The sequence below is a fragment of the Sphingomonas fucosidasi genome, assembly GCF_036663855.1.
GTDB classification, from domain to species: Bacteria; Pseudomonadota; Alphaproteobacteria; order Sphingomonadales; family Sphingomonadaceae; genus Sphingomonas; species Sphingomonas faeni_B.
Map to the genome: position 1 here is coordinate 47,679 of NZ_JAXOJR010000003.1, position 14,395 is coordinate 62,073.

Here is a 14,395-nt window from a genome sequence, read left to right on the forward strand (position 1 = left end):
GATGCCCGGACTATTGGTCGAAATAGGTCATGCTGGCGTTAAGCCCGCGCGCTTTTTCAAGAAATTTATCATAACCACGCTCGATCTGCCACGCATCGGCGATCCGCGTCTCGCCAGCGGCACGCAGGCCGAGCAACGCAAGCGCCGCCCCAGCGCGCAGGTCCAGCGCCCGCACGTTCGTTCCGCGTAGATCCTGCGTCCCATGGATATGCGCCGTACCGTCGCGCACGAAGCTTTCCACACCCATCTTCGCGAATTCCTCCAGATAGGCATAGCGGCCGGCGAAGCGCAGGTCGACAATCCGCGATTCGCCCTGCGCGCACGCGCCCAGTGCCGCGAACAGCGGCTGCATGTCGGAATTGATACCCGGATACGGTCCGGTGCTGATCTCCACCGGATAGGGGCGGCCCGACCGCACGATCGCGGTTGATCCCTCACGGAAGATTTTCGCCCCGCTCTCGCGCAGGAAGATCAGCGGCACTTCAAGGTCGGCAAACGGAAAATCGCGGATTTCCACGTCGCCGCCGGTAATGACCGATCCGATAAGCCACGTCATGGCTTCCATGTTGTCGGGCATCACCCGCCGCGTCACGCCGTTCAGATGCTCCGCGCCGGTGATCTCGATGCTTTCCTGGCCATGCACGGTGATCGTGGCCCCCATCGCGCGCAGGAAATCGCATAGGTCGAGGATTTCGGGCCGGATATGCGGGTTCCACAGCCGCGTCGTGCCGCGCGCCAGCGATGCAATCATCAGCGCGTTCTCGGTCGCGCCGGTCGAACGCAGCGGCAATATGATATCAGCACCGGTCAGGCCGTCCGGGGCCTCGGCATACAGCCGGCCGTCCTTGCCGTACACGCGCGCGCCCAGCTTGGTCAGCACCAGTTCGTGCAGATCGTAGCCACGCCCGCCAAGGTCGCAGCCGCCGGGCAACGGCACGCTGCCAGCCCCGGTCCGCGCGGTCAGCGCGCCGAGGATCAGCAGCGTGTTGCGGATCGAGCGCCCTTCCCAGATCAGTTCGCCCGGCGGGGGCGATGCTTCCTCGATGGTCAGCGTGCCGTCGGTAACGGTGCAGCGCTTGCCCAGCACTTCCAGCATACCGACATGGACCTGTGCGTCGAGCAGCCCTTCGGGATAATTGTCGAGAACGATGCGCTCTCCGGTCAGCAGCGACGCGGCCAGCAGGCGCAGCACGCTGTTCTTGGCGCCGCTGACCGTGACGATTCCTTCGAGGCGTGACGGGCGTACCGATAGGATGCGGTCGGGGTCGCGGCTTTCGATCGTGGCGTTGTCCGGTGCGGAAAATGCGGGCGCAGTCATGTCAGATTCCTTGGTACTGGGCGACGTCGAGACGGTCGGCAACTTCATGGGCCGGGCACAAAGTGCCGTCGGGGGCCAGGTGGCGCACCTCGGCATCCATGCGGATGCCCGACAGGTCGGCTACCCGGTCACGGGCGATACGAATCAGCGCCAGCACGTCGGCCGCGCGCGCGCCGCCGTTGTTGACGATGAAATTGGCGTGGTCGGGCGACAATTGCGCGCCCCCGATCGCCTTGCCCTTCAGCCCGGCGCGCTCGATCGCCATGCCCGGCGGGCCGATCAGGTCGTACAGCTTGGGATCACTAACGAACACCGATCCGCAGTTCGCGCGGACCTTCGGGAATTTCTCGCGGCGCGACCGCAGGATCGACCGCGCCTCGCGGTGCATCGCGGCGCCATCACCGTGCGCAAAGCGCAGCCGGACCGAGGTGACGACCAGATCGCCAGCCTGCAACCGCGACGCGCGGTAGCTGTAGCCAAGCGCCGCATGGTCGAGCCGGTGCGAGTTGCCGTGATGATCCAGCGCGTCGACATGGACGACGTTCTCGCCGATACCGCGCCGCTGGCTGCCGCCGTTCATCGTAACCAGGCCGCCCAGCGTGCCGGGAATACCGATCGCATGAACCGCGCCCGACAGGCCGGCACCGATCACCCGCCGCACGAACGTCGGCACCCACAGCCCTGCGCCCGCATCGACGATACCGCCGTCAGCGACCGCGAACCCATCCAGCGCGCGACCGATGCGGACGATGACGCCGCGAAAGCCGGCATCGTCGAACAACAGGTTCGATCCGTCGCCGACGATGACGCGCGGCACGCCCAGATCCGTGATCGCCGCCAGTACGCGGCCGAGCGACTCGGCATCGGTCGGGGTGACTACAAAATCCGCCGGCCCGCCAATCTGCCAGCGGCCCAGCGTCGCTAACGGCACATCAGTCTCCACGCATGCGGCACCCACCGCCGCCGTCAGGACGGTGAGCGTGGTTGCGGTGCGCGGGTCGTTCCACCGGTCATCCGATGTTGCAGAGTAGGTCGATTCCATCTTTATTTCTGCGCATCCTGACCTGAGCGACCGCTTGGCATGCCTGTCCTGCGTCGTGCCCGTTCCCTCTATGCGGCGGGGAACATGGTCATCATGCGGTGACTGGATATAGATTGTGCGACCGACCGGGTCCAGATACTTATTCGGCACCGATCGGACCAATATTGCCGGCGCTGTTCCAACCGTTTCATTCCGGCACATTCCGGTTCTGCGATCGCGCCGTGGCATGGCCCATGGCGGCTTTCACCCGATCGGCAAAATACTTCACCCGCCGCGCGATATTGTGCAGTCTGCGGTCAATCGCGTACGTGCATCGTTTGTTGGTGGAAGCGTTAAACTTATGCGTTTAAGGCGTGCTGCATTGCAAGATACGATAGTGGCGAAGGAATTATAAATGCGCATCCGGATGGTTGGATCGGGGTATGTCGGACTGGTATCCGGGGCGTGCTTCGCGGATTTCGGGCATGATGTAATCTGCATCGACAAGGATCAGTCGAAGATCGACGCGCTGCTCGACGGGCGGATGCCGATCTACGAACCGGGTCTTGACGAGCTTGTCGGGCGCAACGTTGCGGCCGGACGGCTGCGGTTCAGCACCGATCTGAGCGAAAGCGTGAAGGATGCCGAGGCGATCTTTGTCGCGGTGGGTACCCCGTCGCGCCGGGGCGACGGCCATGCCGACCTCAGCTACGTCTATGCTGCGGCCAGGGAAATCGCGGGCGCGATCACCGGCTTCACCGTCATCGTCGACAAATCGACCGTGCCGGTCGGCACGGGTGACGAAGTCGAACGCATCATTCGCGAGGCCAATCCCGACGCCGATTTCGCGGTCGTCTCCAACCCAGAATTCCTGCGTGAGGGCGCCGCGATCGACGATTTCAAGCGACCCGACCGCGTGGTCGTCGGCGGTGACGACGAACGCGCGATGGAAGTGATGCGCCAGATCTATCGTCCGCTGACGCTCAATCGGTCGCTGGTGATCGAGATGAGCCGCCGCGCCGCCGAGCTGACCAAATATGCCGGCAACGCGTTCCTCGCGACAAAGATCACTTTCATCAACGAAATCGCCGACCTGTGCGAAAAGGTGGGAGCCGACGTTCAGGACGTGGCGCGTGGCATCGGCTTGGACAATCGCATCGGGTCGAAGTTCCTGCATGCGGGGCCGGGCTATGGCGGTTCGTGCTTCCCCAAGGATACGCTGGCGCTGCTCAAAACCGCGCAGGACCATGACGCTCCGCAGCGCATCGTCGAAGCGGTCGTCAGCGTGAACGACAACCGCAAGCGCGCGATGGGGCGCAAGGTCATCGCCGCGATGGGCGGCGACGTGCGCGGCAAGACCGTTGCCATCCTGGGCCTGACCTTTAAGCCCAATACCGACGACATGCGCGACAGCCCGGCGATCGCGGTGATCCAGACGTTGCAGGATGCCGGTGCCACCGTTCGCGCCTTCGATCCCGAAGGCACTGAACAGGCCAAGAAGGTGCTCGACAACGTCGCATATTGTGAGGGTCCGTATCAAGCGATCGAAGGATCGGATGCAGTCGCGATCGTCACCGAATGGGATGCGTTCCGCGCGCTCGACCTCGACCGGGTCAAGTCGTTGCTTAGCGCACCAATCATGATCGACATGCGTAACATCTATCCGCGCGACATGATCGAAAAGGCCGGCTTTACCTATCACGCGGTAGGTCGCTGATGCCGACGCCGATCCTTGTCACCGGGGCGGCAGGCTTTATAGGCCATGCCGTATCCCACCGCCTGATCGAACGCGGCGAGACGGTGATCGGCGTCGACAACCTGAACAACTATTATGATCCGGCATTGAAGGATGCGCGGCTGTCGACCTTCAACGGCCGGCGCGAATTCGTGTTCGAACGCATGGACATCGCCGACGCCGAGGGGATCGCCGCACTAGTGGCGCGGCACGGGATCACCCGTGTCGTCCACCTCGCGGCACAGGCGGGGGTGCGTTACAGCATCGACAATCCCTTCGCCTATCAGCGGTCCAACCTTGCCGGACACCTGTCGATCCTGGAGGCGTGTCGCCATGCGCCGGGCTTCGAGCATCTGGTCTATGCCTCGTCCAGCTCGGTCTATGGCGACAAGCCGATGGGCGGCAACGGCTTTACCGAGGATGAGCGCGTCGACCGCCCCGTCTCGCTCTATGCCGCGACCAAGCGGTCGTGCGAATTGATGAGCCAGTCCTACGCGCACCTCTATGCGTTGCCGCAGACGGGCCTGCGCTTCTTCACCGTCTATGGCCCGTGGGGCCGACCCGACATGGCCTATTTCGGCTTCACCCAGAAGATTCTGCGCGGCGATCCGATCGAGGTGTACGGCGAAGGGCGCATGGCGCGCGACTTCACCTATATCGACGATATCGTCGATGGCATCGTCGGCGCACTCGACAATCCGGCAGCAGGTACCGAAAACCGGCTGCTCAATATCGGCGACAGCTGCCCGGTCGGTTTGATGGAGATGATCGAGACGCTGGAGCGCGCGATCGGCCGCGAGGCGGTCAAGGTCATGCGCCCGATGCAGCCCGGCGACGTGACCGCGACCTATGCCGACGTGTCGAAGCTGCATGCGCTGACCGGTTACAAGCCGAAAGTAATGCTGGCGGAAGGGCTGACCCGTTTCGCCGACTGGTACCGTGATTTCTATGGGCAGTAGGGTACCACCGGCTGATAGGGCGCTGTCCCCTCGCTGTTGGGGAATGTTAATACTGACTGCCATATCACTGTAGCGATCCGTGGCTCATACGCCACTCATCCGCCGCGCCGGCAGGCGAGGCCATAACGAGGTTCGGTGACAGTATGACCGATCGTTCCGACACGGCGCCCTCGTCGTCCGGCCGTCTGCGGCGCATGGCCATGCTGGCGCCATGGGCCACGCTGCTGGCGCGCCTGCGCCACCTCCGGCCGATCCTGATCTATCAGCGGGGCTACCTGGTCGCCGCGTCCGACGCCATCGAAGGGCCGGGGCGCCTGTCGATCGGTAAACGGTGGGATGGACAGGCGGCCCGACCGACCGAGGTCGTTGTGCGCCGCGGTGGCCGGTTGCAGGTGGACGGCAATTTCGTGCTCCACCGTGGCGGCAGCATCCGCATCGGGCCACGCGGGCGACTTACGCTGGGCAGCGGCTATATCGCCGACAATTTTCATGTCGAATGTCTGGGCACGGTCACTATCGGCCATGACGTGGCGATCGCGCGCTGCGTGACGATCATGGATACCGACCATCACACTCTGACCGGGGCGCGCAGCCGCGAAGGGCCGGTGCGGATCGGCAACCATGTCTGGATCGGTGCCAATGTCACGATCGTGAAGGGGGTAACGATCGGCGACGGTGCGATCGTCGCCGCCGGATCGGTGGTGACGCGCGACGTGGCTCCCGGCGCACTGGTCGCCGGCATACCAGCCCGGTACGTCCGCGACGTTGAATGGCAGGTATGACGGATTGCTGCCTGCCAGGGTGGAATCGCCGCGCATGCAGAGCTGCGCGATATCGGCTGCCCGTGTACCGCGCCATTTCCTTCAACATCGACGGAATCGCGGAGAGCAACCGCGTGCCAAAGCCCGTAACGGAAAACGCCGCCTTGCGAGCCGGTGCGGTTCAATAGGCGTTACGATGCAACAACACCTTGAAGGTTATCAGGACGATTTTGATATCGCGCCAGATCGACCAGTGTTCGAGATATTCGAGATCGGCCTGAAGCCGGTTGCGCAGGTCGTTCTCGAACGGCGTCGCGCCGCGATAGCCGCGCACCTGTGCCAGCCCGGTCAGGCCCGGCTTGACTGAATGGCGCTGCCAGTACCGACCATCGATTTCCCAGAACAGCTTTTCGGCGGCGCGCGATCCCAGCGCATGGGGACGCGGGCCGACAATGCTCATGTCGCCTCTGAGCACATTGATGACCTGCGGCAGCTCGTCCATGCTGGTCTTGCGGATGAACCGGCCGACACGGGTGATGCGGTTGTCTTCGCGCGAGGCGGAGCGGTGCCCGGCGCTGTCGCTGCCCTCGACGAACATGCTGCGGAACTTCCAAATGCGGAACATCTCGTTCCTACACCCGATCCGCACCTGCTTGAACAAGATCGGGCCGGGGCTGTCTAGCTTCACCATCAACGCAATCAGCGCCAACAACGGACTCAGCGCCAGCAACGCCGTACCCGATACTACCACGTCGAATACCCGCTTGATAAAGCGCTCGAACAGGCCAAGCGGGCCGACCGCGACGATGACCGTCGGCATATCGGCGTAGGCGGAAACCCCCAGTGGAGCCAGCTGGTCCAGTTCGGGGATGAATATCTCGCTCTGCACATTGGTGCTCTTGAGCGCATTTGCCCATGACGCGCGTTTTTCGGGAGCGCATGCGATGATGACCCGGTCGGCGCTGGTAATGATCCGCGCCAGCCGGTCATACATGATCGGATCGTGTACGTCGGGATCGAACCGATCCTGGATCGCCACCATGGACGAATTACTGCCGGCGGGCACCGGCGAGTAGCCGTCATGCAGCAGCATTACGGTGAACGGATTGCCGCCGATGATATGACGCAGGTTGGTTACGAAGACATAGCGTGCCGCGGCAATCAGCAGAAAGGTCGTCACGGCGCCGAACAGCATTACCGTGCGGGGGAAATCCTCGGTCGCCTGGAATGCGAACGCGACCAGGATGACGGTACAAACCGCCAGCAGCAGGGCCTTGCCACCTTGCCACGCGGCATGGCGCGACCGCTGCAGACATTCGCTGTCATAAGCGCGGACCCCGAATGCAGTGACGAAATAGACCGGGACCAACGCGATGACGGCAAGCGCCCACGGGGTCTGTCCGAACAGCACGGTGCGCAGATGTCCTGCCGCCGAAAACCCCAGAACGAGGGACAGTGCATCAATCAGGATCAGGCCGCCAAAGGCGCGATAGCGAAGGATGGCAGCCGGTGTAACGCTCCGTTCCCCCTGTTGCCGCCTGTCCCGACCATAAAACGCATCAAAGCCCATATTGGTTATTTACCCCGACTGCGACCCAGTCGAACCATTTATCGCAATGCGTATTAAGAGATAACAAAATTTTGCAGTGCAGCATGGATTAAACAACACCGTATGTATTACCGCAAAACAGGGCGGCCGGATGCCGACTATCGATGCAATGTACCATATTCTGGTCGAACCGCCACCCGCTTCCCGATGTATCACGCCGCCCGTCCGGCTATGCCCGGGCCATCGTCAGCGGATCATGACCGATGGCCGCGACCGATGGTAGTCAGCCGCCGACGGGTCATTGGTGAGTCTTCAAACAGGTCGCGGACGGCACACTGCCGGAATACGTTCCACCACCGTTGCCAGCGGTGCTCGACCGCGTCGTGCAGCATGTGGCAACGCTGACAGAGCGCGGCAAGATTTCCGGCGGTGTTGTTGCCCGGATCATGGTCAAGATGCGCACATGCCAACACCACATAAGTCGTCCGGACATCGGCCAGCGCAATCTTCGGAGGCCGCGCGATCCGCCGGCCGCGATCCGAACACCATTCCCGCACTGCACCATCCCACCAGCGCCCGTCGCCCAGATGTGCGATCCGCCGCAGATGCGGTGGCCGGCATTGTTCGCACCGCGCTCGCGCCCGACCGAACCGGATGGCATTCGACACCTGATCCCAGTCGATCGGTCAGAGCCAGCGGTTTTCGGCGCGGATCAGCATCCCGACTCCATGAATCATTCACGAGTCGCTGCAAAGGAAAAAACACGGTTTGTTTGCGTTTCGTTTGATTTGTGTTCCACTGCGGTTCCCGGTTTCGCGCATACGCCCGATCCGCGAACGGTGCCTCAGGCGAGAACGAACGCCACGGCCCCGACCGCGCTCCAGCACAAGGCCATCGCCACGCCGATCATTAAGAGGCGGGTACGCGGTGCCAGTTTGTTGTTCGCATCGGACGGTGCCGCGCTCTCCGGAGCGAGCGGGAACGACAGGACGTTGGGCGGCCCGAACGCAGCCGTCACGGAACCGGCGGGCAGGGGGCGATCGAACATGCAACCGAAGCTGTCCGGCCCATGCCACAGCACGGTTCCCGAGATACGCCCCACATTAGCAATCCCGATCTCGATGCGAGTTCCCGGCTTGACCGGTGCGCTGCATTGGATGCCACAACCGTCGCGGGTAAGATCCAGGACCAGCACGTCGCTCGCCTGCACGTCTTCGCCGACCCGCAATACGCCGCGTCGGCCCAGCAGACCGCGCTCGACTTCACGATTGTCGCCATTATTGCTGCCATGCGAGGCATAGGCGGTCTGAACGGTATTGGAGCGCATGTTGCTTTCCCGAATGTTAGGGAAACTGTACGCTCCAGCACTTATAGCATGTTTAAGCGACAAGGTTAGCGACAGCGTAAGATCGTTAAGCGCCGCAAGACCCGGACATCCCGTTGCCGGAGCCGCAGGCCACTGCCGGCCGCGACCCGGCGCGGGGTATGACATCGTCAGCGAATGGTCACGACCTTGCCCCCCGCCTCGTCGGCGATGACGCGCCATGTCACATCGCCAGTCCAATACGGCAGGACATAGCGCCGTGCCACGGCGAGGCGGCAGCGACCGCCCAGATCCAGTCCCACGGGGTCGGTGATCGCGCGTAGCTCCCCGCATCCCGCGCTAATTGATCATAATTTAGGCGCTCGCTGTCGTGAATTCTAAGCTGTCGTGAATCTGTGTCCGAATAATGCACAGAGGCGCAATGCCGCGGGGCTTCATCTACTTCGTCGCCGTCATCGACTGGTTCACCCGGCGCGTGCGGGCGTGGCGGGTGTCGATCTCGCTCGATACAGAATTCTACATCGAGCGATGGAGGAAGCTTTGGCTCGCTACGGCAAGCCCACGATCATCAACAGCAATCAGGGCTCGCAATTCACGACCACGAAGTTTTCGCCGTTGACACGCCGTCCTGCACCGCGAGCAGGTCGCCATCAGCCTGGATAGCAGGGGGTGCTGGCGCGACAACGTGTTCGTGGAGCGCCTATGGCGCTCGGTCAAATACGAGGATGTCTACCTCTACGCCTATGCGTCGGTCCCCGAGGCCCGCGCCAGCATTGGACGCTATCTAGCGTTCTACAATGCCGCCAAGCCCCACTCTGCGCTTGGCGGCCGCACGCCCGACCAGGTATACTTCTGGCAGCCGCTTCTCGCAGCGGCATGATCAACTGCGGTAATTCACTTATCCGAGCCGCAACCCTGTGCAGACAAACCAAGCCATCTGTCCCGGCAGGCGTTCCGCTTGGCAACCGCACTGAGCTGTTCAAATGAACCGAGCCACCTCTCATGATTTCAGATTAGCGGCATACCTAGGGAGCGAATTTCGTCATCGTAATGTGTGCAGTCAGCCGCTGCTGTTATGCCAGCGATCACGAGCGACAATGGCACCGAGCTGACCAGTCACGCTGTTCTCGCCTGATGCCAGGACAGAGGAATCGAGTGGCGTTACATCGCACCTGGCAAGCTGCAGCAGAACGGCTTTGTAGAATCGTTCAATGGTTGCTTGCGTGACGAGCGCCTGTTCCCAACGCTGGCTACGGCGAGACGGATCATCGAGGCATGGCGGACGGACTATAACACCGTACGTCCGCACAACAGCCTTGGCGGGTTGGCACCCCCCGAGTTTACGAAACGTCCCCGCCAAGGGCATATGGTAACCGGAGCTGGTAACCGAAGCTAAGTTATCGGCCTAAAAACGGAGAGCACGTTACGAGCTGAAGGCGAGCCATTGTCAACTCGGCAGTTAGGTTCCAAACTCAACCTATCTAGATTTTGTAATAGTAGATCTAGGTAAGAATCTTGAAGATCAGGTCCGGGAGTCCATGGGCAGTGCGGGGTATAACTAGTCCTATGCATATAACTAATAATGTTTCGAAAGAAACTAGGAAAGTATATATTATTATTCTTGATAGTGATTTGTCATCTACCACACCACTGAAAGACATATTGATACATAACGGATTTTCCGTAGATATAGCTAACAATGGCAATGAGCTTTTAGCGTTATTATCAGCTCGACCATACGACATGGTGATATTAGATACGAAACTTTCTAGTAATGACGGATTTTCCATATTACGATGGCTGGTCCGTAATAAACCCGGTCTTGGGTTATTAGTTAGATCGGAATATGATGATAAAACGGACAGGATAATCGCGCTTGAAGTCGGAGCCGACGATTGCATAACGAAGTCCTGCCACTGGCGTGAGGTACTGGCTCGGATTCGTGCTATTTTACGTAGACTTTCACTATCACAAGTGTTTTATGCGAACTCCGCATTTACTTCTAATATTGCACCAATTTCGGAATTTAGATTCCACGGCTGGACTCTAGATTGCAACGAAATAAAGCTCTATAATTTAGATAATAATGAAATAGCGATAAATAATATCGAGTTTAGGTTGCTTAAGATATTGTTTTCCGAACCGGGTACAGTGAAAAGCAGAGGCTATATTGCCGGTGTTGTTTTAGGTAAATCTGAAAGCAAAGATCATCGTATAATAGATGTCTATATAAGTAGGCTTCGCAGAAAGTTTCTAAAGCATACCAATGTATTATTCATAGAGACAGTCAGAAAGGAGGGATACCGTTCAATAAAAAATATTGAGTGTCACAGAGGTAATCAGTAAATCGTGTAGCTTGCCTTATTTATTATATATACATTATAAAAATTATTATTTTAATGTATTTTATTAGAGCCCGCCTCCTAATTGGAGTTTGGCAATATGGCGCGTCTCCCGCCTGATTGATGAGACGACCATCCAGGCTTCGGACGATGCGATTGTTGCTTCCCAAAATCCTTTGCGAGGCGCCAGCAACGATTGAACCATGCTAGGGTGCGTTCAACGACCCAGCGCTGCGGTAGAACGGCAAAACCTATCAGGTCAGAACGCCGGATGATTTCGATCGTCAGCCGATCAATGTGCGCGACTGCCGCTTCGAGCTTCTGTCCGGCATACCCGCAATCGGCAAACAGCTTGGTGAGGGTGGGAACGCGTCGCAGGAACGTTCGATGAGGCCCGGGGCGCCGTCGCGATCCTGAACATCGGCGCCGTGCACTACGCCTGTCACCATGTTGCCGAGTGTGTCGGTCACGACATGTCGCTTGCGCCTTTCGATCTTCTTGCTGGCCCCTATCCCCACGGTCCACCCGCTTCGGTTGTCTTCACCGGCCGGATATCAATGATGCCTGCAGTCGGCACCGGTTCGCGACCTTCCGATAGCAGCACCCATACCACCAGCACCGCGTTGATGACATCGAGCAGGCCGTTGTCGCGCATCCGGTAGAAATGATGTTGCACCACCGTGAAGGGCGGGAAGTCCTTTGGGGCAGTTGCGCCCATTGGCACCCTGTCGTGGCGGTATACTGGATCGCATCTCACAGGGTCCGCGCCATGTGCTTGCGCGGGCGCCCCTCCTCTGATGTTCGCCTCAATAATGGCCGGACAACAGCTCATTCCTTATCGGTACAATCGCTTGCATAGCGCAGCCCCCTTCTGTCTCGCTCGCGCCAAGCGGTTTCAGTCCAGCCCATGTAACCCACGTGATCTTCGTAACCTCCGGTGAATCACAACCTACTGAAGTCGCTCAGCTAATTTTTCGGTCGAGCTCTAAATCGGCATCGTTTCCACCTCGTCCAATGACACGTCGTCGGATCATCGATCGTAGAGTTGGGTGATGCGGGTATCCGGGTGTCCAAGTCGGACGGCACGCAAACGCTGGAACCGCAGCGCGACGCCTTGCACGCAGCCGGCACCGATCCATCTCGCATCTATGAGGATATGGCCTCGGATCGGCATGATGCCCGGCCGGGCCTCACCGCCTGCCTGAAGGCGCTTCAGCCGGGTAATACGCTCGTCATCTGGAAGCTGGACCGACTCGACTGCGATCTGCGCCACCTGGTGAAAACGGCGGATGATCTCCGGTCGCGCAGGATCGGGTTGAAGGTGTTGGCCGGTGCCGGCGCGCAGATCGGCCTGACGTCCGCCAATGGCCGTCTCGCTTTCGGCATCTTCGCAGCGTTCGCCGAATTCAAGCGCGAGGTGATCGCCGAGTGCACCCATGCCGGCCTCGCCGCAGCGCGTGCACGTGGTCACATGGGCGGTCGGCCGCGCAAGATGAACCCCGCGACGCTGACGAGGGCGATGGCGATGGCGACGATGTCCGATCGGGGTGCTGTCGCGGCCGATGTCCCCAAGCGCCTCGGGATCACCACCACGCTTTATGTCTACGTCAATGGCGACGGAACGCCCAAGGCACCGGGACAGGCGTTGCTTGACGCCGGCCCCACCCGCAATCGCAAAGCCAGGCCGCGTAAATGAGCGTGGGCGTCACGGTCCCCATTGAGGCGATCGTGACGCTCCGGCGTCGGTTGCGGCAAGGCATCCCGAGCGGCAGCCGCTGATGGCATCAACCGCCGAACTTTACGACATCAGCCTAGCCACGCTCTACCGGCTGTTGCGCGGCGAGCGACGGCCGAAGGACGCACACCGCGTCGATCGCCGGCTGTCGCGCACCATGCCTGATGGCGAGATTGAATGGTGGTGCGAGGTCGTCGCGGCGATGAAGAGCCGCACGACCAACCGACAGGACCGTCGTCTCTCGACGAAGCGTATCCTCGAAATTGTCACCGAACACGGCGTCGAGACTCTCGATCGCGGTCTGGTGAAGCTGCCGTCAGGGCGGTTGGCGGCATCGACGCTCAACCGGCACATGCGGCAACGCGGGTAAGACCTCGACCGCATGACGCGCGAGCCGACTGCGGTGCACTACCAGGCCGAACGCGCCAATATGCTCTGGCATTTCGACATGAGTCCGTCAGACCTCAAGCAGTTGAAGGCCCCGACCTGGATCAAACCGGTCGTAACGGCACGCCGACGTTGATGCTGTTCTCGGTGGTCGATGACCGGTCGGGCGTCGTCTATCAGGAATATGCGCTCATCTATGGTGAGGATGCCGAGGCGGCGCAGCGCTTCCTGTTCCGGGCGATGGCACCGAAGGAGGACAATCCGTTCGAAGGCATCCCGGAGAACATTCAGCTCGATGACGGCCCGGTCAGCAACCCGTCACCATCTACGCCGCTGCTCACGACTTTTCACACGCTCTGTTTGATTTTTATATCACGAATGGCCGGGTTGGGTGGAGAGCTGACCATCGTCTTTTGGTAAAACAGACGGCGATAGCCGACATTGCGCGGCTGTCGGCCGTAGGCTAACCAGTTGCAAGTCGGACACGATGTCGGCGAAAGCGCCGCGGCCATCAACACGCTCGTCCAACCGCTCCGACTCGATTTCGTCGTCCCCGAATTGGCTGCGTGATGTGCTCCCGCGTACAGCAGTTTAGCACCCATCAGCGCCCTCGTGCGGTGAGCTTGGAATGAAACTGAGGGGAACCGCAGCTTATGGTGCCCGGAGGACCCATGATCCGACTATCAGAATCTTTGGCACCCCGATCAGCGCCGCCAACAGCGAGGCCCTTCCTTTAGTCGCTTTGAAGATATGCTGCGCGTCTGTCCGCTGTATAAACGCCATCCAGAACACCGCAACGACTGCTACCCAAGCCAGCATCGACACAATCACGGGCGTTATCACTGCTAGCGGTAGGCCAACCACATAAGAAATTTGGTTGAACGTGGGCGCGCCGAGCGCCAGCGCGATAAGAAATGAACCAAGCACCGCCTGCACTTGAAGAGGTGAGGCACGTATTTCCTCTTTGCTCTCGCCGGCTGCGATGACCCGTCGTGCCAACCAGAACACTGATGGGGCAAAGGCAATGGCCAGAAACCAGCCGGTCACGGCTCCAAAGCCATGAAGATCGAAGTTGGCGTAAGGTACGTCGTCTTGGGGGGAAAATGAGCCCAGAGCGCGGCCGCAGGACCAAGGTCGAAGGAAATACGCGATCGCTCCTACTATCAGAGCCGTTAAGCGGGCGAAGCGATTTGAAACCATTGAGGCGGATCGTATGGTTTATCGGCCGTCACAGCAACCAACCACTTTACTGGCGTGGTACCGG

At 60.4% G+C, this 14,395-nt stretch carries 15 protein-coding genes and 3 pseudogenes; 10 read left to right on the forward strand and 8 right to left on the reverse strand.

Annotation, left to right across the window (positions count from 1 at the left end; translation table 11 throughout):
• Positions 1-10 precede the first annotated feature (10 nt).
• Entirely contained in the window at positions 11-1,318 is a 1,308-nt protein-coding gene (locus tag U1737_RS06715; protein ID WP_332796091.1) for a UDP-N-acetylglucosamine 1-carboxyvinyltransferase, read from the reverse strand.
• A 1-nt stretch (position 1,319) separates the two neighbouring features.
• Positions 1,320-2,360 carry a UDP-N-acetylmuramate dehydrogenase gene (gene murB / locus U1737_RS06720; protein ID WP_332796092.1) on the reverse strand — a complete coding sequence of 347 codons (1,041 nt, stop codon included), beginning with the start codon at positions 2,358-2,360 and terminating at the stop codon, positions 1,320-1,322.
• Between the two features lie 394 nt (positions 2,361-2,754).
• Here murB and U1737_RS06725 point away from each other — a divergent pair, with 394 nt between their 5' ends.
• From U1737_RS06725 to U1737_RS06735, 3 genes are all read left to right on the forward strand, one after another.
• Positions 2,755-4,056, forward strand: a complete 1,302-nt coding sequence (locus U1737_RS06725) for a UDP-glucose dehydrogenase family protein (RefSeq protein ID WP_332796093.1) — start codon at positions 2,755-2,757, stop codon at positions 4,054-4,056.
• The gene (locus U1737_RS06730) at positions 4,056-5,033 is read left to right on the forward strand and encodes an SDR family NAD(P)-dependent oxidoreductase (protein WP_332796094.1); all 978 of its coding nucleotides are present in this window, start codon (positions 4,056-4,058) and stop codon (positions 5,031-5,033) included. Before U1737_RS06725 ends, U1737_RS06730 begins: the two co-directional genes overlap by 1 nt.
• Before the next feature lie 143 nt (positions 5,034-5,176).
• Positions 5,177-5,815, forward strand: a complete 639-nt coding sequence (locus tag U1737_RS06735) for an acyltransferase (protein ID WP_332796095.1) — start codon at positions 5,177-5,179, stop codon at positions 5,813-5,815.
• Between the two features lie 160 nt (positions 5,816-5,975).
• Here U1737_RS06735 and U1737_RS06740 read toward each other — a convergent pair whose 3' ends face one another.
• The 4 genes from U1737_RS06740 to U1737_RS06755 all read right to left on the reverse strand — a co-directional run bounded on the left by U1737_RS06740 (position 5,976) and on the right by U1737_RS06755 (position 8,969).
• The gene (locus U1737_RS06740) at positions 5,976-7,364 is read right to left on the reverse strand and encodes an exopolysaccharide biosynthesis polyprenyl glycosylphosphotransferase (RefSeq protein WP_332796096.1); all 1,389 of its coding nucleotides are present in this window, start codon (positions 7,362-7,364) and stop codon (positions 5,976-5,978) included.
• 233 nt (positions 7,365-7,597) lie between these two features.
• Positions 7,598-8,011 carry a hypothetical protein gene (locus tag U1737_RS06745; RefSeq protein WP_332796097.1) on the reverse strand — a complete coding sequence of 138 codons (414 nt, stop codon included), beginning with the start codon at positions 8,009-8,011 and terminating at the stop codon, positions 7,598-7,600.
• Between the two features lie 176 nt (positions 8,012-8,187).
• Entirely contained in the window at positions 8,188-8,670 is a 483-nt protein-coding gene (locus U1737_RS06750; protein ID WP_332796098.1) for a hypothetical protein, read from the reverse strand.
• A gap of 167 nt (positions 8,671-8,837) precedes the next feature.
• Positions 8,838-8,969, reverse strand: coding sequence for a hypothetical protein (locus tag U1737_RS06755; protein ID WP_332796099.1), 132 nt, complete (start codon positions 8,967-8,969; stop codon positions 8,838-8,840).
• Between the two features lie 119 nt (positions 8,970-9,088).
• On the opposite strand from U1737_RS06755, the pseudogene U1737_RS06760 reads away from it, so the two are divergent.
• The 3 genes and pseudogenes from U1737_RS06760 to U1737_RS06770 all read left to right on the forward strand — a co-directional run.
• Positions 9,089-9,547, forward strand: a pseudogene (locus tag U1737_RS06760) (transposase); the annotation flags it as partial.
• 204 nt (positions 9,548-9,751) lie between these two features.
• Positions 9,752-10,063 (forward strand): annotated as a pseudogene (locus U1737_RS06765) (integrase core domain-containing protein); the annotation flags it as partial.
• 170 nt (positions 10,064-10,233) lie between these two features.
• A complete protein-coding gene (locus tag U1737_RS06770) occupies positions 10,234-11,013 on the forward strand; it encodes a response regulator transcription factor (RefSeq protein WP_332796100.1) in 780 nt (259 codons plus the stop codon).
• Positions 11,014-11,076: 63 nt separating this feature from the next.
• Here the strand turns inward: U1737_RS06770 and U1737_RS06775 are convergent.
• Positions 11,077-11,918: pseudogene (locus U1737_RS06775) on the reverse strand (IS5 family transposase).
• A 157-nt stretch (positions 11,919-12,075) separates the two neighbouring features.
• On the opposite strand from U1737_RS06775, the gene U1737_RS06780 reads away from it, so the two are divergent.
• From U1737_RS06780 to U1737_RS06795, 4 genes are all read left to right on the forward strand, one after another.
• Positions 12,076-12,705, forward strand: a complete 630-nt coding sequence (locus tag U1737_RS06780) for a recombinase family protein (protein WP_332796101.1) — start codon at positions 12,076-12,078, stop codon at positions 12,703-12,705.
• An 82-nt stretch (positions 12,706-12,787) separates the two neighbouring features.
• Complete coding sequence (locus U1737_RS06785; RefSeq protein ID WP_332796102.1) at positions 12,788-13,114, forward strand: hypothetical protein; 327 nt, start codon at positions 12,788-12,790, stop codon at positions 13,112-13,114.
• Between the two features lie 12 nt (positions 13,115-13,126).
• Positions 13,127-13,267, forward strand: a complete 141-nt coding sequence (locus U1737_RS06790; RefSeq protein ID WP_332796103.1) for a hypothetical protein — start codon at positions 13,127-13,129, stop codon at positions 13,265-13,267.
• Entirely contained in the window at positions 13,264-13,551 is a 288-nt protein-coding gene (locus tag U1737_RS06795; RefSeq protein ID WP_332796104.1) for a hypothetical protein, read from the forward strand. The genes U1737_RS06790 and U1737_RS06795 overlap by 4 nt, the downstream gene beginning before the upstream one ends.
• A gap of 231 nt (positions 13,552-13,782) precedes the next feature.
• Here U1737_RS06795 and U1737_RS06800 read toward each other — a convergent pair whose 3' ends face one another.
• The gene (locus tag U1737_RS06800) at positions 13,783-14,178 is read right to left on the reverse strand and encodes a hypothetical protein (RefSeq protein WP_332796105.1); all 396 of its coding nucleotides are present in this window, start codon (positions 14,176-14,178) and stop codon (positions 13,783-13,785) included.
• Between the last annotated feature and the right edge of the window lie 217 nt (positions 14,179-14,395).